21 protein-coding genes and 1 tRNA gene are annotated in these 21,541 nt (G+C 68.8%); 9 read left to right on the top strand and 13 right to left on the bottom strand.

Going from position 1 to position 21,541, the window contains the following annotated elements; all coding sequences use genetic code 11:
- Positions 1 to 27: 27 nt before the first annotated feature.
- Positions 28 to 2,169, bottom strand: coding sequence for an MMPL family transporter (locus Ade02nite_RS21400; protein WP_203766335.1), 2,142 nt, complete (start codon positions 2,167 to 2,169; stop codon positions 28 to 30).
- A 199-nt stretch (positions 2,170 to 2,368) separates the two neighbouring features.
- Between Ade02nite_RS21400 and Ade02nite_RS21395 the strand changes: the two genes are divergently transcribed.
- Positions 2,369 to 3,577 carry a monooxygenase gene (locus Ade02nite_RS21395; RefSeq protein WP_203766328.1) on the top strand — a complete coding sequence of 403 codons (1,209 nt, stop codon included), beginning with the start codon at positions 2,369 to 2,371 and terminating at the stop codon, positions 3,575 to 3,577.
- Positions 3,578 to 3,612: 35 nt separating this feature from the next.
- Here the strand turns inward: Ade02nite_RS21395 and Ade02nite_RS21390 are convergent, their stop codons facing one another.
- Positions 3,613 to 4,278 carry a response regulator gene (locus tag Ade02nite_RS21390; protein WP_203766326.1) on the bottom strand — a complete coding sequence of 222 codons (666 nt, stop codon included), beginning with the start codon at positions 4,276 to 4,278 and terminating at the stop codon, positions 3,613 to 3,615.
- A gap of 412 nt (positions 4,279 to 4,690) precedes the next feature.
- Between Ade02nite_RS21390 and urtA the strand changes: the two genes are divergently transcribed.
- Genes urtA through Ade02nite_RS21350 form a run of 8 tightly spaced genes read left to right on the top strand, consistent with a single transcriptional unit; the run spans position 4,691 to position 12,309 of the window.
- Positions 4,691 to 5,989 carry an urea ABC transporter substrate-binding protein gene (gene urtA / locus Ade02nite_RS21385; protein ID WP_239168938.1) on the top strand — a complete coding sequence of 433 codons (1,299 nt, stop codon included), beginning with the start codon at positions 4,691 to 4,693 and terminating at the stop codon, positions 5,987 to 5,989.
- Positions 5,990 to 5,995: 6 nt separating this feature from the next.
- Entirely contained in the window at positions 5,996 to 6,880 is an 885-nt protein-coding gene (gene urtB, locus Ade02nite_RS21380) for an urea ABC transporter permease subunit UrtB (RefSeq protein ID WP_203766324.1), read from the top strand.
- On the top strand, positions 6,877 to 7,971 hold the full coding sequence (gene urtC / locus Ade02nite_RS21375) for an urea ABC transporter permease subunit UrtC (RefSeq protein ID WP_203766322.1): 1,095 nt from the start codon (positions 6,877 to 6,879) through the stop codon (positions 7,969 to 7,971). The genes urtB and urtC overlap by 4 nt, the downstream gene beginning before the upstream one ends.
- The gene (gene urtD, locus Ade02nite_RS21370) at positions 7,968 to 8,717 is read left to right on the top strand and encodes an urea ABC transporter ATP-binding protein UrtD (protein WP_203766320.1); all 750 of its coding nucleotides are present in this window, start codon (positions 7,968 to 7,970) and stop codon (positions 8,715 to 8,717) included. Before urtC ends, urtD begins: the two co-directional genes overlap by 4 nt.
- Position 8,718: 1 nt before the next feature.
- The gene (locus tag Ade02nite_RS21365) at positions 8,719 to 9,402 is read left to right on the top strand and encodes an ATP-binding cassette domain-containing protein (RefSeq protein WP_203766318.1); all 684 of its coding nucleotides are present in this window, start codon (positions 8,719 to 8,721) and stop codon (positions 9,400 to 9,402) included.
- A gap of 56 nt (positions 9,403 to 9,458) precedes the next feature.
- A complete protein-coding gene (locus tag Ade02nite_RS21360) occupies positions 9,459 to 11,150 on the top strand; it encodes a purine-cytosine permease family protein (RefSeq protein ID WP_203766300.1) in 1,692 nt (563 codons plus the stop codon).
- Positions 11,150 to 11,719, top strand: a complete 570-nt coding sequence (locus tag Ade02nite_RS21355) for a TetR/AcrR family transcriptional regulator (protein WP_203766293.1) — start codon at positions 11,150 to 11,152, stop codon at positions 11,717 to 11,719. The genes Ade02nite_RS21360 and Ade02nite_RS21355 overlap by 1 nt, the downstream gene beginning before the upstream one ends.
- Entirely contained in the window at positions 11,704 to 12,309 is a 606-nt protein-coding gene (locus tag Ade02nite_RS21350) for a TetR/AcrR family transcriptional regulator (protein WP_203766291.1), read from the top strand. Before Ade02nite_RS21355 ends, Ade02nite_RS21350 begins: the two co-directional genes overlap by 16 nt.
- 20 nt (positions 12,310 to 12,329) lie before the next feature.
- On the opposite strand, the gene Ade02nite_RS21345 is transcribed toward Ade02nite_RS21350, so the two are convergent.
- The 11 genes from Ade02nite_RS21345 to Ade02nite_RS21295 form a co-directional block, all read right to left on the bottom strand.
- Positions 12,330 to 13,466, bottom strand: a complete 1,137-nt coding sequence (locus tag Ade02nite_RS21345; RefSeq protein WP_203766289.1) for a hypothetical protein — start codon at positions 13,464 to 13,466, stop codon at positions 12,330 to 12,332.
- Positions 13,467 to 13,523: 57 nt separating this feature from the next.
- Complete coding sequence (locus tag Ade02nite_RS21340) at positions 13,524 to 13,997, bottom strand: hypothetical protein (protein WP_203766287.1); 474 nt, start codon at positions 13,995 to 13,997, stop codon at positions 13,524 to 13,526.
- Between the two features lie 158 nt (positions 13,998 to 14,155).
- Positions 14,156 to 14,722: a PIN domain-containing protein gene (locus Ade02nite_RS21335; RefSeq protein ID WP_239168937.1), complete on the bottom strand. Its 567-nt coding sequence runs from the start codon at positions 14,720 to 14,722 to the stop codon at positions 14,156 to 14,158.
- Between the two features lie 9 nt (positions 14,723 to 14,731).
- The gene (locus tag Ade02nite_RS21330) at positions 14,732 to 15,202 is read right to left on the bottom strand and encodes a helix-turn-helix domain-containing protein (protein WP_203766285.1); all 471 of its coding nucleotides are present in this window, start codon (positions 15,200 to 15,202) and stop codon (positions 14,732 to 14,734) included.
- Positions 15,203 to 15,240: 38 nt separating this feature from the next.
- Entirely contained in the window at positions 15,241 to 17,601 is a 2,361-nt protein-coding gene (locus tag Ade02nite_RS21325) for a DEAD/DEAH box helicase (RefSeq protein ID WP_239168936.1), read from the bottom strand.
- Between the two features lie 44 nt (positions 17,602 to 17,645).
- On the bottom strand, positions 17,646 to 18,785 hold the full coding sequence (locus Ade02nite_RS21320; protein WP_203766283.1) for a hypothetical protein: 1,140 nt from the start codon (positions 18,783 to 18,785) through the stop codon (positions 17,646 to 17,648).
- Entirely contained in the window at positions 18,782 to 19,096 is a 315-nt protein-coding gene (locus tag Ade02nite_RS21315) for a hypothetical protein (protein ID WP_203766281.1), read from the bottom strand. Before Ade02nite_RS21315 ends, Ade02nite_RS21320 begins: the two co-directional genes overlap by 4 nt.
- A 141-nt stretch (positions 19,097 to 19,237) precedes the next feature.
- On the bottom strand, positions 19,238 to 19,510 hold the full coding sequence (locus Ade02nite_RS21310) for a helix-turn-helix domain-containing protein (protein ID WP_239168949.1): 273 nt from the start codon (positions 19,508 to 19,510) through the stop codon (positions 19,238 to 19,240).
- Positions 19,511 to 19,540: 30 nt separating this feature from the next.
- Complete coding sequence (locus Ade02nite_RS21305) at positions 19,541 to 19,771, bottom strand: type II toxin-antitoxin system RelE/ParE family toxin (protein ID WP_275409935.1); 231 nt, start codon at positions 19,769 to 19,771, stop codon at positions 19,541 to 19,543.
- Positions 19,772 to 20,014: 243 nt separating this feature from the next.
- Positions 20,015 to 20,088, bottom strand: a tRNA-Ile gene (locus tag Ade02nite_RS21300).
- 84 nt (positions 20,089 to 20,172) lie between these two features.
- Positions 20,173 to 21,441: an NAD(P)/FAD-dependent oxidoreductase gene (locus tag Ade02nite_RS21295; RefSeq protein WP_239168935.1), complete on the bottom strand. Its 1,269-nt coding sequence runs from the start codon at positions 21,439 to 21,441 to the stop codon at positions 20,173 to 20,175.
- Between the last annotated feature and the right edge of the window lie 100 nt (positions 21,442 to 21,541).

Raw genomic sequence — 21,541 nt, 5'->3', positions numbered from 1 at the left:
CCCGGCGGCTCGTCCGTGCCGCCGCGCTCACCGTTGCAGCGCGGGCTCCTGGTCGTCCGCAAGCGGCCGTTGACCGTGCGGCGGCTCCACCGGCCGGGACAGCCGGCTCGGCCACCAGATCCGCCGGCCGATCAGCAGGGTGAGGGCGGGCACCAGGACCGACCGCACCAGCAGGGCGTCGAGCAGCACGCCGAAGGCGACCAGGAACCCGACCTCGATCAGCATCACCAGCGGAAGCGTGGCAAGGACCGCGAACGTGGCCGCCAGGACCAGGCCGGCCGAGGTGATGACCCCACCGGTGGCGGAGAGGGCTTTGAGCATGCCCCCTCTGGTGCCGAGACGCGCGGTCTCCTCCCGGGCCCGGCTGGCCAGGAAGATGTTGTAGTCGACGCCGAGCGCCACCAGGAACATGAAGGCCAGCAGCGGCACCGCATGGTCGACGCCCTTGAACCCGAGGATCGTGTCGAAGACGAACACGCTGCCGCCGAAGGCCGCGGCGAACGAGACGATCACGGTGGCCATCAGGATCAGCGGGGCCACGATCGCGCGCAGCAGCAGCCCGAGGACGATCAGGACCACGGCGAGCACCAGCGGGATCACCAGCTTCTCGTCGCGCCGGGTGGTCACCTCGGTGTCGAGGTTCTCCGCACTCGGCCCGCCGACGATCGCCTCCGCCCCGCTCACCGCGTGCACGGCGGTGCGCACCCGCTTGATCGTGTCGTATTCCGCGACCGTGTCCGGTGCGTCCGCCGGGAACACGGATATGGCGGCCCAGCCACCGCTGGTCTGCTCCGGGATGGCCATGGCCACACCGCGCGTGCCCTCGGCGACGTCGAGCACCCGCTCCTGGTGCGACGGCCGCGTGAAGATCGTCATCGGCTGGCCGCCGAGCTCCGGGAAGTGCCGGCGGAGAACGGTGAAGCCGGTGACCGACTCCGGCGCGGACAGGAACTGGTCCTGCTCCCGCAGGGCGCCGGTGTTGCCCGCCAACCCGATGGCGAGCACACCGAGGATGGCGAACGAGCCGAGCGTCGCCACCCACCGGCGGCGGCTGATGACGGTGCCGAGCCGTCCCCACAGGCCCGGCTTCTCCGCCACGGCCGTGCCGAACCGCGGGATGGCCGGCCAGAAGATCCGCCTGCCCAGCACCACGAGCACCGCCGGGAACAGCGTCAACATGGCCACCAGCGCGCACAGGATGCCGGCCGCACCGATCGGGCCCAACCCGCTGGTGCTGTTCAGGTCCGCGACGAGCAAGCAGAGCAGGCCGGCGACCACGGTGGCCGCGGACGCGACGATCGCCGGCGCCGCGCCGCGCAGCGCGTGGGCCATCGCGACCCGGACGTTCTCGTGGTGGTGCAGGGACTCGCGATATCGAGCGATGAGCAACAGCGCGTAGTCCGTGCCGACGCCGAACACCAGGATCGTCAGCAGCGCCGAGTTCTGGTCGTTGACCACGATGCCGAAGCCCTTGACGAGCAGGTAGACGGTCGCCATCGCCGTCAGCGCGGCCGCGCCCACCACCACCAGCGGGATCAGCCACAACACCGGACTGCGGTAGGTGAGGATGAGCAGGAGCGTGACCACGAGGACGGTGGTGAGGAAGACCTGCAGGTCGATGCCGTCGAAGATGGCGTCCATGTCGCCGTCGACCGCGGCCGGGCCGGTCACGTCGAGCTCCAGGCCGGCGGGACGGTCCTTCGCGGCGTCACGCAGCGGGCCGACGATGCTCTCCGGTGGGCCGTAGGCCGCGCTCACCTGGAGGGTGAACATCATCGCCTTGCCATCGGCGGAGGGTCTCGTCGCCGGGTCCTCGTCTTCGCCTTCGGCGCCGGGCGCGGTCGTCGCCTTCGGCGGGTACCGCTTGGCAAGGGTGTTGTAGTGGCGCTCGACCGTCGCGCGGTCGGCGTCGGTGATGCCGCCGGCGCGGTGGTACACGAAGACGAACGTGCTGTCCTCACCGCCGGAGAGCCTGTCCTCCAGCACCGCCACCTTGGTGGACTCGGCACTGGCCGGCAGGGTGTCCACGGCCCTGTCGGTCGTGACCGAGCTCAGCTTTCCGCTCAACGGCACCATGACCGCCGCCAGCGCCACCCACAAGCCGATCACCAACCACGGCACCCACCGGCCCGGCGGCGTTTCCCGGGACGACACCTCATTGACTGACATCAATTGCCTCCTCGATGCGCGTTACGTCGCTCAACTGAGGCCGAATTCGTACCGAGCGAATCTGAGACGACCGTTAATGCGGCGCTCGTGCGGGTGCCGAACGGCGTTTTCGGAAAGTGGTACCGCGGTACCGCCCCTCTCCCGGGAATGACGACCGCGGTATGACGCAACGGGACGGGATCAGGCCTAGCTTTGAGCTATGACGAGACCCGACGGCCCACTGTGGAAGTTCGGGGCGGGCGCCACGACGCTGGTGACGGCGTTCGCTGTGGTCGCCGCCTGCGGGTCGGACGCCGGCGACCGAGCGGCGCCCGCCACGGCCGGCCCGCACAGCGCGCACGCGGGCGGGTCGTCAGCTCCACCGCGGCCGCTGCGCGCCGGCGAGCGGTTCGTCCACCTGAGGATGGCCGAGGCCTACACGCCGGCGCCGCCGGAGGGCGGCGGCTCGGACGAGTACCGGTGCCAGGTGATCGATCCAGGCCTGACCGAGGCGGCGTTCCTGACCGGGACCCAGTTCGCACCGGAGAACGTCGCCATCGCGCACCACGCCATCGTGTACGCGGTGCCGCCGGGCGGCGCTGCCGCGGTGCGCAAGCACGACGCGGAGACCCCAGGTCTCGGCTGGCGGTGTTTCGGCGGGACCGGCGTGGCCGGCGCCGAGGCCGAGGAGGGGGACGCGGCGTGGGTGGACACCTGGGCGCCGGGCGCCACGGAGACGCTGCTCGACCAGGACGCCGGTCACAGGCTGGAGCCGGGCAGCCTGCTCGTCCTCCAGATCCACTACAACCTGCTCGCGACCGGCGGTAAGCCGGCCGGGCCGGACCGCTCGGCGGTGCGGCTGCGGCTGACCGACGGCACGCCGCAGACCCGGGAACTCGAGACATGGTCACTCGACGCGCCGACCGACCTGCCCTGCGCCGCCGACGAGTCGGGTCCGCTCTGTGACCGGGCGGCCTCGATCGCGGACGTGACGAAGCGGTTCGGGCCGGACGTCGGCGGCATGGCGGACCGTCAGGTGCAGGAGTGCGGCCGGGGCGTGCCGAAGCCCGGTAACACCCAGACCTGCGACCACGAGGTGGCGGCGCCGATGACGCTGTTCGCCGGTTTCGGCCACATGCACATGCTCGGGCGGGCCATCAAGGTCGAGCTCAACCCGGGCACGCCGAAGGCCGAGGTCGTCCTGGACGTGCCGCAGTTCGACTTCGACAACCAGCGGCTGATGAAGCTGCCGAGGCCGGTGGACATCGGCCCGGGAGACACGCTGCGGGTGACCTGCACGCACGACGTGCGGCTGCGCAAACTGCTGCCGCAGCTGAGGAAACTGCCGCCGCGCTACGTGGTGTGGGGCGACGGCACCAGCGACGAGATGTGCATCGGCATCATGACGGTCTCCCCACGCGAGTCCTGAGGGTCACGCCCTCGACGGACGCGCGCGATGAGGTGCTAGACCGGCCGGGTGAGCCTCAGGTCATAGGCCAGGATGACGGCCTGGATCCGGTCCCGTGCGCCGATCTTGGTGAGGACCCGCCCGACGTGGGTCTTCACCGTCGACTCCGACAGCGTGAACCGTTGCGCGATCTCGCCGTTGGTGAGGCCGTGTCCGATGGCGACGAGGATCTCGCGCTCGCGGTCGGTCAGGAACTCCAGCCGGGGATCCTCCCGCACGGGCTCGCAGAGGTCATCGCCGAGCCGGTCGGCGAAGGCGTCGAGCAGCCGGCGAGTCAGCGCCGGCGCGATCACCGCGCCCCCGCCGGCGACGGCCCGGATGCCGGCGAGCAGTTCCTCCGGGCGGACGTCCTTGAGCAGGAAGCCGCTCGCCCCGGCCCGCAGCGCGGCGAACGCGTACCGGTCCACGTCGGACGTCGTCAGCACCACGATCCGCGAACGCCCACCGGCGGCGACGATGCGCCGGGTTGCCTCGATCCCGTCGACACCCGGCAGGCTGATGCTCATCAGCACCACGTCGGGATGCAGTTCGGTGATCCGCCGAACGGCCTCGGTGCCGTTCTCGGCCTCGCCGACGATCTCGGTGTCGGGTGCGCTCTCCAGCAGCATGCGAAACCCGAAGCGCCGCAGCGGCTGGGCGTCGGCCACAAGCACAGAGATCATGAATGGCTGCCTTCAGGGTCGGACGGACGGTCCAGTCCCCCGTTCATACCGAGCGAACCTGAAACGACGGTAAGAAACGACACCCCGGCCGGCTCGCATCGGCGATGTCAGAACTCTGCCACCCGATCCGCACCATCCCCGGGGGTGGCAGAACTCTGACAACTCAGGCGTGCCGTTTTCAGAGTTTCTGTGGGGATATAGCGCCTTGCCCATCCCGCTGGCTACAGAGTTGGAACAGACGGGAAATGTCAAAGTAATGACCCATGTCCAGTCTGCTCTCACCAGCAGCAGCCGGCGGCACGGGGCGGGAAGCCCGGGACACCGGCGGCTCGCCCCGGAGATCTCCATCCGCACGATCCGCCGCGCCGCGCCCCGGCGCCGCGCCCCCTTCACCAGGAACGGAGTTCCCCCTATGTCCTCCACCAGCAAGCGGATGCGCGTGCTTGTCGCCACGGGCGCCATCGGGACGGCCATGGGCCTCGTGCTCGCCGGCTGCGGCGCCCGAGCCGGCGACGACACGGCCGGCGCAGGGTCGTCCGCGGCAGCCGGCTGCGTCGACACCTCCGGCGACACCGTCAAGCTCGGCTTCCTCAATTCCCTCACCGGCGGCATGGCGATCTCCGAGAAGACCGTCTCCAACGTGCTGCACATGGCCGCCGACGAGATCAACGCCGGCGGCGGCATCCTCGGCAAGAAGATCAAGTACGTCCAGGAGGACGGCGCCACCGACTGGCCCACCTTCGCGGAGAAGACCGAGAAGCTGCTCACCCAGGACTGCGTCGCCGCGATCTTCGGCGGCTGGACCTCGTCCTCACGCAAGGCCGTGAAGCCGGTCGTCGAGAAGCTCAACGGCCTGTTCTTCTATCCGGTGCAGTACGAGGGCCTCGAGTCCTCGCCGAACATCTATTACACCGGCGCGACCACCAACCAGCAGATCATCCCGGCGATGGACTTCCTCGCCTCCAAGGGAGTGAAGACGCTGTTCCTCGCCGGCAGCGACTACGTCTTCCCCCGCACCGCGAACGCGATCATCAAGCTCTACGCGGCCAAGCTCGGCATCAAGATCGTCGGCGAGGAGTACGTACCCCTCGACAAGGACGACTGGACCAGCCAGGTGGCGAAAATCGCGGCGGCCAAACCGGACTTCATCTTCAACACCATCAACGGCTCGTCGAACGTCGGCTTCATCAAGGCGTACTACGACGCCGGCCTCACCCCCGCGCAGACGCCGATCATCTCGGTGTCGATCGCCGAGGAGGAGGCGCCGGCCATGGGCCACGAGGTCACCGGCAACTACGCGTCCTGGAACTACTTCCAGTCGCTCAAGACACCCACCAACCCGAAGTTCATCCAGAGCTGGAAGGCCTACCCCAACAGCAGCGGCGTCACCTCCGACCCGATGGAGGCCGCCTACATCTCGCTCTACCTGTACAAGGCCCTCGTCGAGGCGGCCGGCTCGTTCGACGTCAACGCGGTGAACGCCGCGGCCAAGAAGAACACGATCACGTTCGACGCGCCGGAGGGCAAGGTCACGCTCGACGGCGAGAACCACCACATCTCCAAGCCCGGCCACATCGGACGGATCAACGCCGACAACCAGTTCGACATCGTCTGGGCCTCCGACAAGTTCATCGAGCCCGACCCCTACCTCGAGGGCTACGACTGGTTCCCGGCGGACATCCGCAAGCAGCTCACGGACGCGGCGGGCTGACCGCACGTGGACGCGCTGATCCCCCAGCTGCTGAACGGCAGCGCACAAGGTGCGCTGCTCCTGCTCGCCGCGCTCGGCCTCTCGCTCACCTTCGGCCAGATGGGCGTGATCAACATGGCCCACGGCGAGTTCCTCATGATCGGCGCCTTCAGCGCCTACCTCGTCCAGCAGGTCATCGTCGCCAGCGACCTGTCGATCCCGGTGGCGCTGCCGGTCGCGTTCGTCGTCGCCGGCCTGTTCGGCCTGCTGCTGGAGGTCACCATCATCCGGTGGATGTACCGCAGGCCCCTCGACACCCTGCTCGTCACGGTCGGCGTCGGCCTGATCCTTCAGCAGGCGGCACTGCAGATCTTCCCGTCCCAGGGCGTCCCGGTGGAGAAGCCCCGCTGGCTCGACGGGCAGCTGACCATCCTCGGCTACGACTGGCCGCTGCGGCAGCTGTTCACCATCCTGCTCGCGGCCGTCTGCGTCGCCGCGCTGTCGGCCTGGCTCAAGTACACCTCGTTCGGTCGCCGCATCCGGGCGACCGTGCACAACCGCGACCTCGCCGAGACCACGGGCATCTCCACCCGCACCATCGACCGCCTCACCTTCTTCGTCGGCTCGGGTCTGGCCGGCGTCGCCGGCGTGGCCGCGTCGCTCATCGGCGGCACGAACTCCCAGATGGGCGCGCAGTACATCATCCCGGCCTTCCTCGTCGTCGCCGCCGGTGGCATCGGCCAGCTCAAGGGCACCATCCTCGCCGCGTGGGCGGTGGGTGTCGCCCTCGCGTTCTTCGCCTACTGGACCACCGGCAGCCTGGCGCAGGTGCTCGCCTTCATCCTCGTGATCGTCTTCCTGCAACTGCGCCCGCAGGGCCTGTTCACGGTGCGAACCAGGAGTCTGGCATGACCAAGAAGCCTTGGATCTCGCTCGGTGGCATCGGGGTGTTCGCCGTCCTGCTCCTCGCGGTCGCTCCCCTCGTCCTCACCGATCATTGGCTCAACAACCTCGGCAAGTACTGCTGCTGGGCCATCGCCGCCGTCGGCATCGGCCTGGCCTGGGGCCGGGGCGGGATGCTCGTGATGGGGCAGGGGGTGTTCTTCGCCCTCGGCGCCTACTCGATGGCCATGCACCTGACCCTGGAGACCGCCGGTGACCGGATCCCCGGGTTCATGGTGCTCTACGATCCGCTCGCGCCGCTCCCGGTGTTCTGGGAGCCGTTCCGCAGCGCCGGATTCACCCTGCTGGCGATCGTGCTGCTCCCGGTGATCGTGGCCGGCGCCCTCGGCTACGCGCTGTTCAAGCGCCGGGTGAAGGGCGCGTACTTCGCGATCCTGTCGCAGGCGCTCGCCGTCGCGCTGGCCGTCCTGATCAGCTCCACGATCCGCGAGACCGGCGGCGACACCGGGCTCAGCGACTTCAAGTACTTCTTCGGCTTCGTGCTCAACGACCCGGCGAACCGTCAAATGGTGTACCTCATCGCGGCCGGGCTGCTCATCGTGTGCCTGCTCGCGGTGTGGCAGTTCTACCGCAGCCGCTTCGGCGAGCTCCTCATCGCCACCCGGGACGCCGAGGAGCGGGTGCGCTTCCTCGGTTACGACCCGGCCAACGTCAAGCTCGTCGCCTTCGTCGTCTCGGCGCTGATGGCGAGCATCGGCGGAGCGCTGTTCGTGCCGATCGTCGGCATCATCACCCCGGCCGAGATCGGCGCCGCCGCCTCGATCCTCATGATCGCGGGCGTTGCCCTGGGCGGCCGCGCCTCGCTCTTCGGGCCCGCGCTCGGCGCGATAGCGGTCGGCTGGGGGCAGTCGAGCCTCGGCTCGACCTGGCCCGACGGCTGGACGTACATCCTCGGTCTGCTGTTCATCGTCGTCATCCTCTTCCTGCCGAACGGGCTGTCGTCGCTGCCGGCCCGGTTCACCGGGCGGGCGCGCCGGACTCCGGTCGAGCAGCCCACGCCGGCGATCGCCGCCGCCGAACTGGAAGAGGTGCGCTCATGACCGGCGCTTCCCTCGTCGTCACGGATCTCCGCGTCGAGTTCTCGGGTTTCGTCGCGGTCGGTGGCGTCAGTTTCGACGCGCACCCCGGCGAGGTCCGCTTCCTGATCGGCCCGAACGGCGCCGGCAAGACGACGTGCATCGACGCCGTCACGGGGCTGACCAAGGCCACCGGGTCGGCCCGGCTCGGTGAGACAGAGCTGCTGGGTAAGCAGGTACACAAGATCGTCCGCCTGGGGATCGGCCGCACGTTCCAGACCGCGAGCGTCTTCGACGAGCTCACCGTGCTGCAGAACCTCGACATCGCCGCCGGCCTCCACCGCCGTTCGGTCTCGCTGCTGCGGGCCCGGCGCGGGATCGACCCGTCGATCGAGCGTGCGCTGGAGGAGACCGGGCTCACCGGCGAGCTCACCACGCCGGCCGGCGTCCTGTCGCACGGCCAGAAGCAGTGGCTGGAGATCGCGATGCTGCTCGTGCAGGACGCGAAGGTGCTGCTGCTCGACGAGCCCGTCGCCGGCATGAGCCAGGACGAGCGCACCGCGACCGGCGAGCTGCTGCAGCGCATCGCGGCGAGGCGCATCGTGCTCGTGGTCGAGCACGACATGGACTTCATGCGCCGCTTCGCCACCCGGGTGACGGTGCTGCACCAGGGCAGGGTGCTCTCGCAGGGCACGGTGGCCGAGGTTCAGGCCGATCCCCAGGTGCAGGAGGTCTATCTCGGCACCGCCGACGCCATCACGGAGGGCTGACATGCTGGAACTCACCGACATCAAGGCCGGTTACGGGCGCACCCAGGTGCTGCACGGGGTGACGGTGCCGTCCGCCGACGTGGTGGCCGTGCTCGGTCACAACGGCGCCGGCAAGTCGACCCTGCTGCGTCTCGCCATCGGCCTGATCAAGCCGTCGAAGGGCCGGGTGGTGTTCGACGGCGAGGACATCACCTCGCTCGCCCCCAACCAGCGGGTGGCTCGCGGCATGGCGTACGTGCCGCAGGGTCAGCAGTCGTTCGGTCAGCTCACGACGCTGGAGAATCTGCAGCTCGCCGCCGACGGACGCCGGCGGCGCAAGGCCCTCATCGACGCCCAGCTGGCGCGTTTCCCGGCGCTGGAGCAGTTCGCCACCCGCAAGGCGGGCCTGCTCTCCGGCGGGCAGCGCCAGCAGCTCGCGATCGCCCGTGCCCTGATCACCGAGCCGAAACTGCTCATCCTCGACGAGCCGACCGAGGGCATCCAGCCGACGATCGTCGCCGAGATCGAGCAGACCATCATGGAGCTGGCCGCTGCGGGCATGAACGTGCTGCTCGTGGAGCAGCACATCGGCTTCGCCCTGGAGGCGGCCGAGCGGTACGTCGTGCTCGCCTCCGGTCACGTCACCCAGACCGGCGAGGGCGGCAAGGCAGCCACCTCCACCGTGCGAGCCGCCATGGCGATCTGAGCCGCTATGACCCGTGCCCGCAATACCGCCGTAACATCGGGCAGCGACGATGCCCTGTGTCGACGGACAACGCGCGTGCGGCCGCAGAGGACAGTCTGGAGGACTACGCCTTCCGTTACGTGCCGCGCACCTTCCGGCGCTGGAGCGCGGCCTCCGTCGGCGCGACCGCTCTCGGTTCCATCGCGTTCCTCGCCGACTTCTCGATCGGCGCGAGCATCGGCATCGACCACGGCACCCGCAACGCCGTGCTCGGCATCGTGTTCGCGTCGGTCATCATCGTCATCGTCGGCGTGCCCGTCGCCTACTACGCCGCCCGCTACAACCTCGACCTCGACCTCATCGCGCGTGGCGCGGGTTTCGGCTACTACGGCTCCATCATCACGACCGTGGTCTTCGCCGGCTTCACCTGCATCTTCTTCGCCCTGGAAGGCGCCATCATGGCGCAGGGACTCCAGCTGGCGACCGGGATGCCGCTGTGGCTCGGCTATCTCGTCTCGACCGTGGTCGTGATCCCCATCGTCATCTACGGCATGCGCGCGCTGGAGCGCCTGCAGTTCTGGACCACACCCCTGTGGCTCGCCCTCGCCCTGCTGCCGCTGCTGTGGATCGTCGTCTCCGACCCCGAGGCGGTGCGCGCCTTCACCTCGTTCCCCGGCAACTCCGACGGCTCGATCAGCTTCGGCGCCGTGGTCTCGAGTGCGGCGGTGTGCTTCGCCCTCACCCCGCAACTGGCGGAGCAGATCGACTACATCCGCGCGATGCCGCCGCGCACGCCCGCGAACTCGCGCTCGTGGTGGACGTCCTTCGTGTTCTCCGGCCCGGGCTGGGTCATCTTCAGCGGCACCAAGCAGGTGATCGGGGTGTTCCTCGCCGTCTACCTCCTCGTGCGGGTCGAACCCAGTCTCGGCCACCAGGCGACCGAGCCGGTCAAGCAGTTCGTCGTGATGTACCAGACCCTCATCCCCGACTGGCTCGCGATCGTTCTCGCCCTGGTGCTCATCGTGGTCGCGCAGGTGAAGATCAACGTGACGAACGCGTACTCGGGCTCGCTCGCCTGGTCGAACGTCTTCACCCGGATGGCGAAGCACTACCCCGGTCGTACGATCTTCGTGCTGTTCAACCTGGTGATCGCCTACGTGCTCATGATGCTGGACGTCTTCACCCTCATCTCCTTCGTGCTGAGCCTCTACGCGAACGTCGTCATGGCGTGGCTGGTGACGATCGCCACCGATATCGCGATCAACAAGCGGGTGCTGCACATCTCGCCGCGCTTCCCCGAGTTCCGCCGCGGCATGCTGCACGACTGGAACCCGGTGGGGCTCGTGTCGGTGGGGCTGGCCTCGCTGCTGTCGCTGCTCGCGTTCGCCGGCCTGCTCGGCGCCACCGTCAAGCCGTTCTCGGTGCTCATCGCGATCGGAGTGGCGTTCGTGGCCACACCGGTCATGGCCATCGCCACGCGGGGGCGTTACTACCTGCGCCGCCGCTCCGACGGCATCGACTCCCCCCGGTTCGACGAGCACGGCAACCCCTCCAGCGAGCGGCTCCGCTGCCACGTCACCGGGTATACGTTCGAGCGCCCGGATATGCTGGCCTCGGCTGAGAGAGGACCGCGCGGCGAGGTGCAGTACGTCTCGTCACTGGCGCTCGCGCTCGACGATTCCGATCGCTACGTGCTCCCGCCGGAGGTCACCGGGCCCCCGCGCTGGGCGGCTGCCCGCAGGGCATCCCAACGACGGGGGGAGACGTGATGGAGGAGCCGGTCGACACCGCGACCGCGATTCTCGCGAGCGCGGCGGTGCTGCTCCGCGAGCGCACGTTCGACGACATCTCCTACCGCGCCCTCGCCGACGAGGTCGGCATCTCGGAGCGCACGATCTACCGCCAGTACCCCACGCGCCCGCACCTGCTCGCCGCGCTCTCGAACTGGATCGAGCAGACCTGCTTCCCGCTGCCGCCGTTCGTGACCGTGTCCGACTTCCGCGCCGCCGTGCACGAGCGCTTCCGGGCCTTCGACGCGTCGCCCGCGTACGCGCACGTCGGCGCGCGAGCCTCCGCGATATCACCGACGCTCGACACCGAGCCGGCCTACATCACCCGGGCGATCGAGGCGATGCTCGACGTGGCGGCGCCGACGCTCAATCGACGGGACCGGCGGCGCGTCGCGGCATCCCTGCGCTACTTCTCGTCGGCGATGTTCTGGGCGCGCCTGCGCACGGGCTTCGACCTGGATGCCGCCGAGATCTGCGACGCGTTCGACCACGCCGTCGACTCGGTGCTCGCCAAGCTGCCCTCCTCCGCGACATGGGCGCGGCCGTGACCGTCCCCGAGCTGAGCGGCACGCAGGAGGCGATCCTCGCCGCCTTCGCCGAGCTGATCGAAGAGGTCGGCAGCGACGACGTGTCGTACCGGGTCATCGCGCGCCGGGCCGGCATCGCCGAGCGCACCGTGTTCCGCAACTACCCCACGCGCGTCGACCTGCTCCTGGCGACGGCAGCGTGGATCGAGGCGACGCTGTTCGCCCGCGAGGAATCACATTCGATCTTCGACGTCCCCCTCGCCATCCGCGACGCGATGCAGCGGTACGACGCGCGGCCGGAACTCGCACACGTCGTCGCCGAAACGGCGATGCGCGGCGTCAGCGGCGCGGCCCCGTCGCCCAGCCGGGCGCAGCTCGAGCGGCTCCTCGACGCGGAGGTGCCCTCCCTCGACGCGGCGCAGCGCCGGGCGGTCATCGCGGCGCTGTCGCACCTGGACTCCGTCGGGACCTGGGTGACGTTCCGCCGCGAGTTCGGTATGGACCGGCGAGACATCGCCGACGCGGCCGCGTGGGCGGCCGAGGCGGTGCTCGACAGCATCCGCGACCGCGTCGCCCCCCAGCGCGACGGTCTCGCGTCAGGCAACGGCTAGCCGGCCGAGCCACCGCCTGGTCAGCGACGTTTGGCGAACTCTGCCAGGCGCTCGCTGAGTGGGCTCACTCGCGGACGCGGCGGCCGATCGAAATAGCCCGGTTTGACCTCACGCATCAGCTGCTCGCCGTCCCGGTCCCAGTCGAAGCGTGGCCGTTTCAGCAACCGCCGGAAGACGACAGTCGCCTTCTCCGGATCCCTTCCGGCCAGGCGGCGCAGGACCATCGGCTCCACACTGTCGTCCTCGACATAGGACATCGTCTGCTCGCGCCACCGGCGGCGCCGCAGCAGTTCCGGGTTCGCGAAAGCCTGCTCGACAAGCCCGAAATCGGCGTAGAAGCCCAGGCCGTCCGTCTCGTCGTAGATCAGCCCCACCGTTTCCGCGTCGGTCAGGTCCGAGGGCAACGACATCGACACCGCGGGCGGAACGGTCTTCGGTTCCGGCCCCAGAACCGTGTCACGGCAGTACGTGTGGTAGCCGTCGAGTCGCTCCTGCACCTGTTCCCCCGGCACCACCAACAGATCGGTGCCGAAGAAATCGACGAACCGTGCCCGGTCAGCACGCTGATGTTCCCACGCCTGCGCCAGCTTCTCCGGATTCCGGAACACCGCCTCCGGCGTACGCAACGACATGTCCAGCGCAAGCTGACAGGCGAAGTCCCGCTCGCTCGCCCGCAGTATCTGGATCGGCCCGCTCAACATCCACTCGTCACCGACCGCCACCAGCCGGGCGATGAGGAACGAGCGCCGCGGCGTCCGCCGGAACACCGCCGGTCCCATGTTCGACCGGACCCGGTAAGTCAGGTCGTCGACCAGGCTCTCCACCACGAGCACAGGCCCGTCCTGTCGCTTCACCTCGAACGGGCCCTGAACGACATCACGCCAGCCGAGCACCATCTGCCGCTCGGCCTCCGGCAGGTCCGGCCGGGCATCAACGAATTGATCCACCACCGTCCGGCCGTTCGCCAGCCTGTGCTCCAGCACGAAGCAGTCCCAGAGCAGCATCCACTGCAGCTCGTCGGCGTCTTCCAGGCCGTTGCCGTACTCCGCCAGGAACCTCGACACGGCCCGGTCGTAGCGTGGCTGCCGAGAGAACGCCACGAGCTCGCCCTTGAGGTCACCGGCCCGTCGTAGCAGCGCGGCATCAACCATCGACATGCCACCAACGTACGAGCCGTCAGAACGACATAGTCACGGGGTACCTCGTTCGAGTAATCAGTCGATCAGTCGCCGACCGAGGCGTTCGGTCCCCGCATTGCTCCCTCGACAGCCCCCCAAGCGCCGCAACACCTCCGGCAACGCGGCACGCTGCTGTTCGTTCAGCGCCGCCTTGCGCGGCAGCCAGTCGGCCAGGAACAAGCCCACCTGTGCCGGGCTCCAGCACAGCGTGCCACTGGTCATGTAGCCGTCCCCGTAGTCCAGGAACACATCGGCCAGCGACCTGGCGACCGTGTCGTCCGCCGGCGCGAACCCGTCCAGCAGACGCTCCCGTTCCTCATCGCCCATCGACCGCCAGTCACGGACGTCCGGAAGATACGACCGGCATCGCGACCAGACCAGCGCCCGCAAGTCGAGAAAGCCCTCCTCATCGTGACGGAGGCGTCCGACCACGCCGCGCCGAGCCACCCACTGGCCCACCGCTCGACGACCCGCGGTTCGCCCAATGCCACATTCGACCAGCATCAACATGCGGGCCAGGCGTGGAGCGGGCCGGACGTTGCACCACGCGAACCACATCACGGCCTTCCCGGGCCCACCGCTCGCAGGACGTTTGACCAGCTCAAGGGGCACAAGGTCAGCCGGTTAGCCTGGTTTACGCTCGCCGTCAGCTGCCTCGGACGGCTCCGCTACCAAGCCGAAGGGCCGAGATGGCGTCGTACTTCAGCGGCGAATCTGGGCACGCCGGTGCGTTGCAGAAGGACAAGGATCTCCGGAACGGTGTTCGGCGTTCGCCGGTAGGACGCGGCTTGGTGGCGGAGCACGTCCATGGTCAAGCCGGGGTAGAGATCGAGTTGGTCGAGGAGGAAGTCGTCGGGGTGGATTGCGGCGATGTCGTAGGGCTTGAGGGCCGGCTCGGGGAAGTCGCTGAGGTTGAAGGTGACGATGACTTCGGCGTTGGCGCGTACGGCGGCGGCTAGAACGTGCCGGTCCTTCGGATGGTTCGTCATGCCGTCGATGATTGACTCGTAGCCGGTGACCAGGGCGTCAGGGAATGACCGGCTCATCTGGCCGAGCCGCCGATCGACCCGATCCGGTGGCAGGCCACGGTCGATGAGGTTGCGGCGCAGTTCGGCGAAGACGTCGGCTGACCAGAGCGGCCGGTACGCGGAGGCTTCGGCTAGGCGAAGCAGGGTGTCGCACAGGTAGGCGGGGTAGAGCACGCAGGTGTCAAGGAACGCCGGGAACGCCACCATGACCGGCTGTCACCGCGATGGCGGGGAGTCGAGGGTGATCTCGTACAGGTCGTCGTCCTCGGCGTCGGCGGCCATCTGGTCCAGGGCTCGGCGGCGTTCGGTGCGGGTGCGCTCGGAGTAGTCGAGGATGTCACGCAGCAGGACTCGTCGATGCCGGCCGCGCAGGCTGTGCGGAATCTCGCCGTCGGTGAGCAGGCGGACCAGCGTGGGCCGGGAGATGTTGAGCAGGTCAGCGGCCTCTTGGGTGGTCAGCATCGTGTTGTGCGGGGCGATCGTGATGGCCATCCCCTGTGACAGGGCACCGACGACGTCACGCAGCAGTTCGTAGAGCTCGGCGGGGATCTCGAGCTGCGAGCCGTCCGGGCCCACCAGCTTCGCTCGCTCGGGGGCTTCGGCGTCGGCCATACCCCGCGCGAAACGCACCAGATCGGCGGGATCCTCGGGCGGCAGAACGGTTCGTTCACGCAGGGTGCTCGACATGGAGTCAGCATACCGCTATTCGAAAAATCCGAAAGCCGCTAGGACTTGGCGAAGCCCAGCGCCCGATAGCCGGGCATACGGCGCTGCAGCGAAACGGCCAGGATCGGCGTCTCCGGGTCGTGGTAGTCGTGCACCTCCGCGAGGGCTTTGCCGGGTGCCGCGCGGATGACCCGGCCGGCGCATTGGATCAGCAGGCCGTCGAAGGAGATCGGCCCGGCCAGGAACAGGGTGTCGAGTACGGGTGCATCGAAACCTTCGCCGATGAACGGCGTGGTGCCGATGACCAGGATCCCGTCGCCGGCCTTCGCCTCGGCGAGCCGGTCGACTGCCGCACGCCGATCCGCTGCGGTCATGCCGCCTTGCAACAGGATCGCTTGATGTCCGCGATCCGCGAGGAGCGAAGCCAGAGTTTCGACGTGGGCGACCCGACGGGTCAGCACGAGACAGTTGCGCCCCTTGGCGAGGGCAGCTGCGACATCGTCGACGATCTGGGCGTTTCGCGCTTCGTCTTCGATCAGGGAGCGGTGCACGGCCGCCAGTGCGCCCGGTGACGACAGGTCCTCCTCATCAGCGCGGAAGTGGGTGTCGTGCACGAACAACAGGCGGCGAGGACCGGTCTCGTCCTGCCAGACGGCGGCGAGCGTGTCCGGATCCTCGTCGGTCACGGTGTGCCGAACGGGGCCGAGCTGCCAGGTCACAAGCTCCCCGAGGCCGTCGCGGCGGGCCGGTGTCGCGGTGAGCCCGAGCCAGAACTGCGCGCCGATCCGCTTGACCGCGTGGTCGTATGCGGCCGCTGCAAGGTGATGACATTCGTCGACGATTACGTGCCCGTACCCGGCGGTGAGGTCCGCGACGTCGGCACGCCGGGCCAGCGATGGAAGCATCGCGATATCCACCACACCGGTGAGCTTGCGCCGGCCGCCGCCGATCTGGCCCGGTCGTACGCCGAGGAACTGCTCGATGCGCGATCGCCACTGTTCGGCCAACGCTTTGCGATCGACGAGAATGAGGGTCGAGGTGGCGCGTTCGGCGATCATCGCGCAGGCCATGACGGTCTTGCCGGAGCCCGGTGGAGCCACCAGCATGCCGTCGTCGTGGGCGAGCATCGCACTCACCCCGGCGCTCTGCCTGGTGGTCAGTTCGGCGGTGAAAGCAACCTCGATCTCCTTGCCGGCATCCCGCGTATCCGTGATCACCAGCCGGGATCCGGCCTCGTCGACGATTCGTCCGACAGCGTGCCGCAACCCGCGCGGGAGAACCAGGCGGCCGTCCAGCGTGATGTCGTAGCCCCGAAGGAAGCGCGGCGTCTCCCAGGTCGACTTGCGAAGCCGCTGCAGCTCGTAGAACTTCGGATTGGCCAGCGAGGCCGCGTGCTTGAACGTGGCCAACGCGGCCGCCGGCAGTTGCGAGATGTCGATACCCAGGCCCGCCGCGAGATCCGCCTGCACCCTCGTTGGCAGCGGCGGGTGGACTTTGGTGGCATCCGACCTACTCATCTTCGCCACACCGGCGCCGACGACGGCCTGTTTCGCGCGACGGGCGACTCTTTCCGCGTCGCCGGGGCTGAGCCGGTCGAGGACCGACAGGAAGGCCCACTGGTCCTCGTATGGCTCCAGGGTCGCCAGGTCGAGAAAGAGCGTCAGGCCGTCTTTGCGGCGCCGACCCTGCAGCGGTGCCGCGATCAGGTTGCCGAAGCCTCCGTCGGGTAGGACGTCCTGGTTCGGGAACAGGCGATCGTACGAGCGCAGGTCCATCGAGCCGCGCAGCACCATGGCCTCATGCAGCAGGACCGTTCCGACCGATCGGGCCGTGGTCGCGGGAATCGGGCCGGTGAAGAAGATCCATGCATGCGCGCCGCGTCCCGACTGGGAGATCTCCAAAGCCGCCGGGACACCACCGGCCCGGGCAGCCTTGCAGTAGGCCAACGCGTCGAGCATCGCAGTGCTGCCGTCGAAATCCGCGGCCAGGAACTGGCAGGTGTTGTCGGTGAGCAGCGGATACAGACCCATGAACACGTCACCGACGAGATGAGCGGCAACCACCTCCGCGGTGAGCGGCAGATATGCCGCCGTGCGCCGGTCCATCCCCTTGCGCCAGCCACCCGCCACCGCGGGAGACCACCCCGCCGTGCCGAGCCGGCTGTTCTCCCATCGCTTCGCATAAGCATCCCGCCGCCCCCGGAACAGGTTGGCGTAGAACGCCAGCTTCTCCGGCACCGGCGACGCCATCGTGACCGGCCCCGGTGTGGCCATCGCGGCGAGTTGCTCCGGAGCCGGCGCGGTGCCCTGGCCTCGTAGTTCCAGCAGACGCGACAGCCGATGGTTCTCCGCCCGTAACCGCTCCAGCTCACGACGCAGCCGCGCGACCTCGTCATCAGTCACCGCGTCAACGGACACCACCGGCCAATCTTCACACGCCGACCGCCGCCACCCCGGCAGCCGAATCAGTCAAGCCGGGCTCGGTCGAAGCGGTCGATCAGGCTCGGCTTCCGCGCATGACGCTCCCGCAGCCGGGTCATCTGCTCCGCGAACTCGAAGATGTCACCCTCCCGTACCGCCAGCGCCTGAAGATCCAAAAGCAGTGCCACCGCCGCGTCGTAGTCCTTCGGACGCTTCGTCGCGATCAACTCGTCCACTTGATCCCAGGCTCGGACCGGGTTCCGTGCCAGCTTGTCCAGACGCTCCTCGCGTGCCGCGGCCGCCGCCTCCTCACGACGCTGCAGCTCGGCCGCTTCTCGTTCCCGCTTCTGCTGCTGCCGTGCGGCCCAGCGTTCCTCAGCGGCGGCGAGCAGTTCCCCGGCGGTCCGCCCGTCTCCGGCAGGCGACTCCTCCGTCACGCCGTGGAACCGCCGCAGCAACTCCGACCGCAGCAACCCGGCATCACCACGCAACACCCGCAGCAGCACCTCGTCCTTGTCCGCCGTCGGCAGGGACTTGACCCATCGGCGCGTGTCGGCGGCGGAAGGCTCCTTCTCCTTCAACGGCCGGCTCGCCGTCGCCGCCGCGTCCAGCAGATCGGGATCCAGGCGAAGGAAGTCGGCCAAGGCCCGCAACGGCCCGCTCAGCTTCGCCAGCCCGGCCGGGACCGGAGGCTCCGGCTCCTCATCATTCAACTCACGGTTCTGCACACACAGCAGCCAAGCCAGATATAGCAGCCGTCGATCACCGCCGGCCAACTCCGCCCGGACCGGCACGATCGCCGCGAGTCGTCCTTCCTCGTCCCACCATTCGTCGTCGCCGTCCTCGTCCTCACTGCGAAGATCGAGGATCACATGGGTACGGGTCGCCCAGGAGACTGCCGAGTCGCCGACACAGAAACTCTCCGCCGTTTCCGGGTCCAGCACCGCTCGGGGCAGTCTCAGCATGATCCGCCGAGTGCCCCAGTTCGCCAGATACAGGTGCGCGTCGAAGTACCGTTCCATCCACTTGGCCGGATCGGCCTTGAGATCGCCCCACTGGTAGTCGTTGACGAAACTCGACGACGTGATCCGCCCCCGCGACGACACCGCCCGCAACTCGCCCTGCTGCTTCGCCGTCAAAGCCTCGTCAAGCGCTACGAACTCGTAGTACTGGTACTCGCTCATTGTGCGGCCGCCCACCACCGGTACGCCTCGATCCACTGCGCACCATCCGGCGCGGGATCCGGCAGCGGAAGATCCAGAATCCCGATCGCCTGCCGCAGCCGGGCACGATGGCAGATCGCCACGATCCCCGACAAACGCAAATCCACCTTCCGGACCACCACCGGCACACCGAGAACCTCGGTCTCGAACGGCAACGCCAGATCGCCCTCAATCATGGCGAACAGGCCACTGAGCTGTTCATACTCGTCATAGCAATCCACGACCGCCTCGGCGATCAAGGCATCGAGCTCGGCATCACTGAGCGAAGACACCCGCGCAGGATAGAGAACCGCCGCACACACACCCCACCACCGTTGTCATCGGTGACCGCTGATGGATTGTTTGGCCAGGTCACGGCCACAAAGTGGGACGCGATGAGCGGTTTGGACGCTGTGGCGCGAGTACCGGCCGGCTCAAGCGGCCGCACCACGCGGCTCGAACCCCACTTTGAGACTCACGTCCAGGGCCGCCGCCAGCCGCTCCAGCACCATCAAGGTCGGAACGGTCCCGCCAGCCTCGAATCGGGCGACCGCGGACTGCGTCATTCCCGATTCCTTAGCAAGTTGAGTCTGGCTCCAACCTCGGCGCTCGCGAAGCTCCCGAACGGAACGCCCGAGCTCGAATGCCAGGCGCGCCGCGTCGTACGCCTCAGCGGCACCGGGCTCAGACAACCGCCGCTCCCGCATCGCGGCCCAACCGCCACTTTCGCTCATGACCTAGCCTTCCTCGTCCACGACTTCGTGCGCCTCATCGATGCACCGCGCCAATGCCCGGCGCGCCCGGTCGATCTCCCGCTCGTCCCGCATGCGCGTCTTGTGAAAGACCGTCAACAGGATGATCCTCCTGTCGGTGGCGATCCAGTACGTGATCCGAACTGCGCGGCGATCCAGGTGGAATCGCAGTTCGCGCAGCTTGCGGTCGAGCTGCTTTGTGTAGGGCTCACCCAGCAGCGGCCTTGCTCAGAGAGCAGATCGAGGTAAAACGCCGCGTGGGCGAAGTGAGCGGTCGGCAGGCTCTCCAGCCACTTCTCCACCTCTGGTTCCAGCTCGACAGCTCCCCACGCCATAGCAGAGATGCTATATCGCGCCGAACCGGGAAGCGAGCCCTCCCGTCAACCGACCACGGACAACGGCGCCGGTTCGCGCAATGCCACATTTGACCCAGCATGAACACGCAGGTCAGGCGTGGAGTGGGGCGGGCGGGACTCGAACCCGCGACCGAGGGATTATGAGTCCCCTGCTCTAACCCACTGAGCTACCGCCCCTTACCGGCGGCGATCCTAACCCGTGGGCCCTGTTCACAGCCAGCGATCTCCTGGGCCTCCGGCGCCGGCGCGGGCGGCGCGAGGCTAGCGGCCCGCGCCTACCCGGGCGCCCAGCCATGACAGGACCGCTCCCGCTGTGCGCCAGCCGCCGGCCAGGGCGCCCTGGATCGACGGGCTGTCTCGGTGGTCGCCGGCCACGAACAAGCCGTCGCCCAAGTCTACGGGCTTGCGGAGCATGGCCTGGGGTACGCGGGCCGCCGGCAAGGCGTTCGGGATGTTGATGACCTCCAGCAGCTCCCAGTCGTCTGTGGGGGCGCCGTAGAGGCGGGACAACTCGACGCGGATGACTGCCTCGGACGCGCTTGAGGGGGCCGAGACGCCGACCACCGACGCGGCTATCAGGGACTTGCCGGTGGGGGCGTATTCGGGCGCCGCGTTGCTGACGACGACCGTGTTGGCGATGATCTCGCGGCGGTCGCCGTCCAGGACGAGGGTGGGCTCGTTGAGGGGGGCCCGGTCGGCGCCGAAGTAGAACGTGGTCAGGCCGTGCATGTCGGGGGTGGGCAGGCCGGGCAGCAGGGCGGCGGCGGACGGTGGGTCCGTGGCGACGATCACCGCTCGGCAGCGGATCTCGCCGCCCTCGGTGACGACCATGCCGGGGCCCACCGAGAGGGTGCGGGCGCCGATCAGCAGCTGGGGGTACGGCAGCGGGCCGGCGATCGCCGCGGGGAAGGCTGCCATGCCCGCCGCGGGAACGCCGATGCGGCCCCGGGCGAAGGAGCGCAGCACCATCGCGAAGACGTGACTCGACGTGTCGAGGGAGCGGTCCGCGAAGACGCCGGAGAGGAACGGGCGCAGGACCTCCTCGATCATGCGGTGGGACAGGCCGGCCTTGCGGAGGAACTCCTGGGTCGTGGTCTCGCGGGCCTCCAGCAGTTTCGCCGGGGGCAGGGTCGCGCAGCGGGTGGCGAGGGCGGCGAACTTGAGGCGGTCGCTCAGCGTGCCCACGCCCGAGGTGAGCGCGGACGCCGCCGCCAGGGGCTCGCGGATCGGGTTCTCCAGGCGGTGGAGTTCGCCGCAACGGCGTACCAGCACGCCCGGGGTGAAATAACGCATGTCGAGGGCGTCGACGTCGACCAGGGCGGGCACCCGGGGGTACGCCGTGTTGAGCACCTGGAAGCCCCGGTCCAGGTGCCAGCCGTCGACGGTGTCGGTGGTGACGCGGCCGCCGATGCGGTCGGAAGCCTCGACGAGCAGCCATTCGACGCCCGCGCGATCGAGCCTCCGAGCAGCGGAAAGGCCGGCGAGACCGCCGCCGACGACGACGACGTCCACCTCAATTGGCTGCGACACGGGCACCTCACAAGGGGACGAACCAGGCATGCTCAGACTAACGGCGGTGGGTGGTCCGGGCAGGCGATTCAGGCACGCATGGCAGTCGTACGCCCGTGAG

Source organism: Paractinoplanes deccanensis, assembly GCF_016862115.1.
In the GTDB taxonomy this organism is placed as follows: Bacteria; Actinomycetota; Actinomycetes; order Mycobacteriales; family Micromonosporaceae; genus Actinoplanes; species Actinoplanes deccanensis.
Note: the sequence above shows the minus strand (reverse complement) of the source record. Positions and strands in the feature narration are given on the sequence as shown.

Excerpts from the sequence above, each read along its gene's own strand:
- Ade02nite_RS21350 (WP_203766291.1), top strand. The coding sequence starts at position 11,704 with ATGGGCGCGGCCGTGACCGTCCCCGAGCTGAGCGGCACGCAGGAGGCG.
- Ade02nite_RS21400 (WP_203766335.1), bottom strand. The coding sequence starts at position 2,169 with ATGTCAGTCAATGAGGTGTCGTCCCGGGAAACGCCGCCGGGCCGGTGG.
- Ade02nite_RS21320 (WP_203766283.1), bottom strand. The coding sequence starts at position 18,785 with ATGAGCGAGTACCAGTACTACGAGTTCGTAGCGCTTGACGAGGCTTTG.
- Ade02nite_RS21335 (WP_239168937.1), bottom strand. The coding sequence starts at position 14,722 with ATGGTGGCGTTCCCGGCGTTCCTTGACACCTGCGTGCTCTACCCCGCC.
- Ade02nite_RS21365 (WP_203766318.1), top strand. The coding sequence starts at position 8,719 with ATGCTGGAACTCACCGACATCAAGGCCGGTTACGGGCGCACCCAGGTG.
- Ade02nite_RS21310 (WP_239168949.1), bottom strand. The coding sequence starts at position 19,510 with ATGCGGGAGCGGCGGTTGTCTGAGCCCGGTGCCGCTGAGGCGTACGAC.
- Ade02nite_RS21390 (WP_203766326.1), bottom strand. The coding sequence starts at position 4,278 with ATGATCTCTGTGCTTGTGGCCGACGCCCAGCCGCTGCGGCGCTTCGGG.
- Ade02nite_RS21395 (WP_203766328.1), top strand. The coding sequence starts at position 2,369 with ATGACGAGACCCGACGGCCCACTGTGGAAGTTCGGGGCGGGCGCCACG.
- urtC (WP_203766322.1), top strand. The coding sequence starts at position 6,877 with ATGACCAAGAAGCCTTGGATCTCGCTCGGTGGCATCGGGGTGTTCGCC.
- urtA (WP_239168938.1), top strand. The coding sequence starts at position 4,691 with ATGTCCTCCACCAGCAAGCGGATGCGCGTGCTTGTCGCCACGGGCGCC.
- Ade02nite_RS21330 (WP_203766285.1), bottom strand. The coding sequence starts at position 15,202 with ATGTCGAGCACCCTGCGTGAACGAACCGTTCTGCCGCCCGAGGATCCC.
- Ade02nite_RS21345 (WP_203766289.1), bottom strand. The coding sequence starts at position 13,466 with ATGTCGATGGTTGATGCCGCGCTGCTACGACGGGCCGGTGACCTCAAG.
- Ade02nite_RS21340 (WP_203766287.1), bottom strand. The coding sequence starts at position 13,997 with ATGTTGATGCTGGTCGAATGTGGCATTGGGCGAACCGCGGGTCGTCGA.
- urtD (WP_203766320.1), top strand. The coding sequence starts at position 7,968 with ATGACCGGCGCTTCCCTCGTCGTCACGGATCTCCGCGTCGAGTTCTCG.
- Ade02nite_RS21355 (WP_203766293.1), top strand. The coding sequence starts at position 11,150 with ATGGAGGAGCCGGTCGACACCGCGACCGCGATTCTCGCGAGCGCGGCG.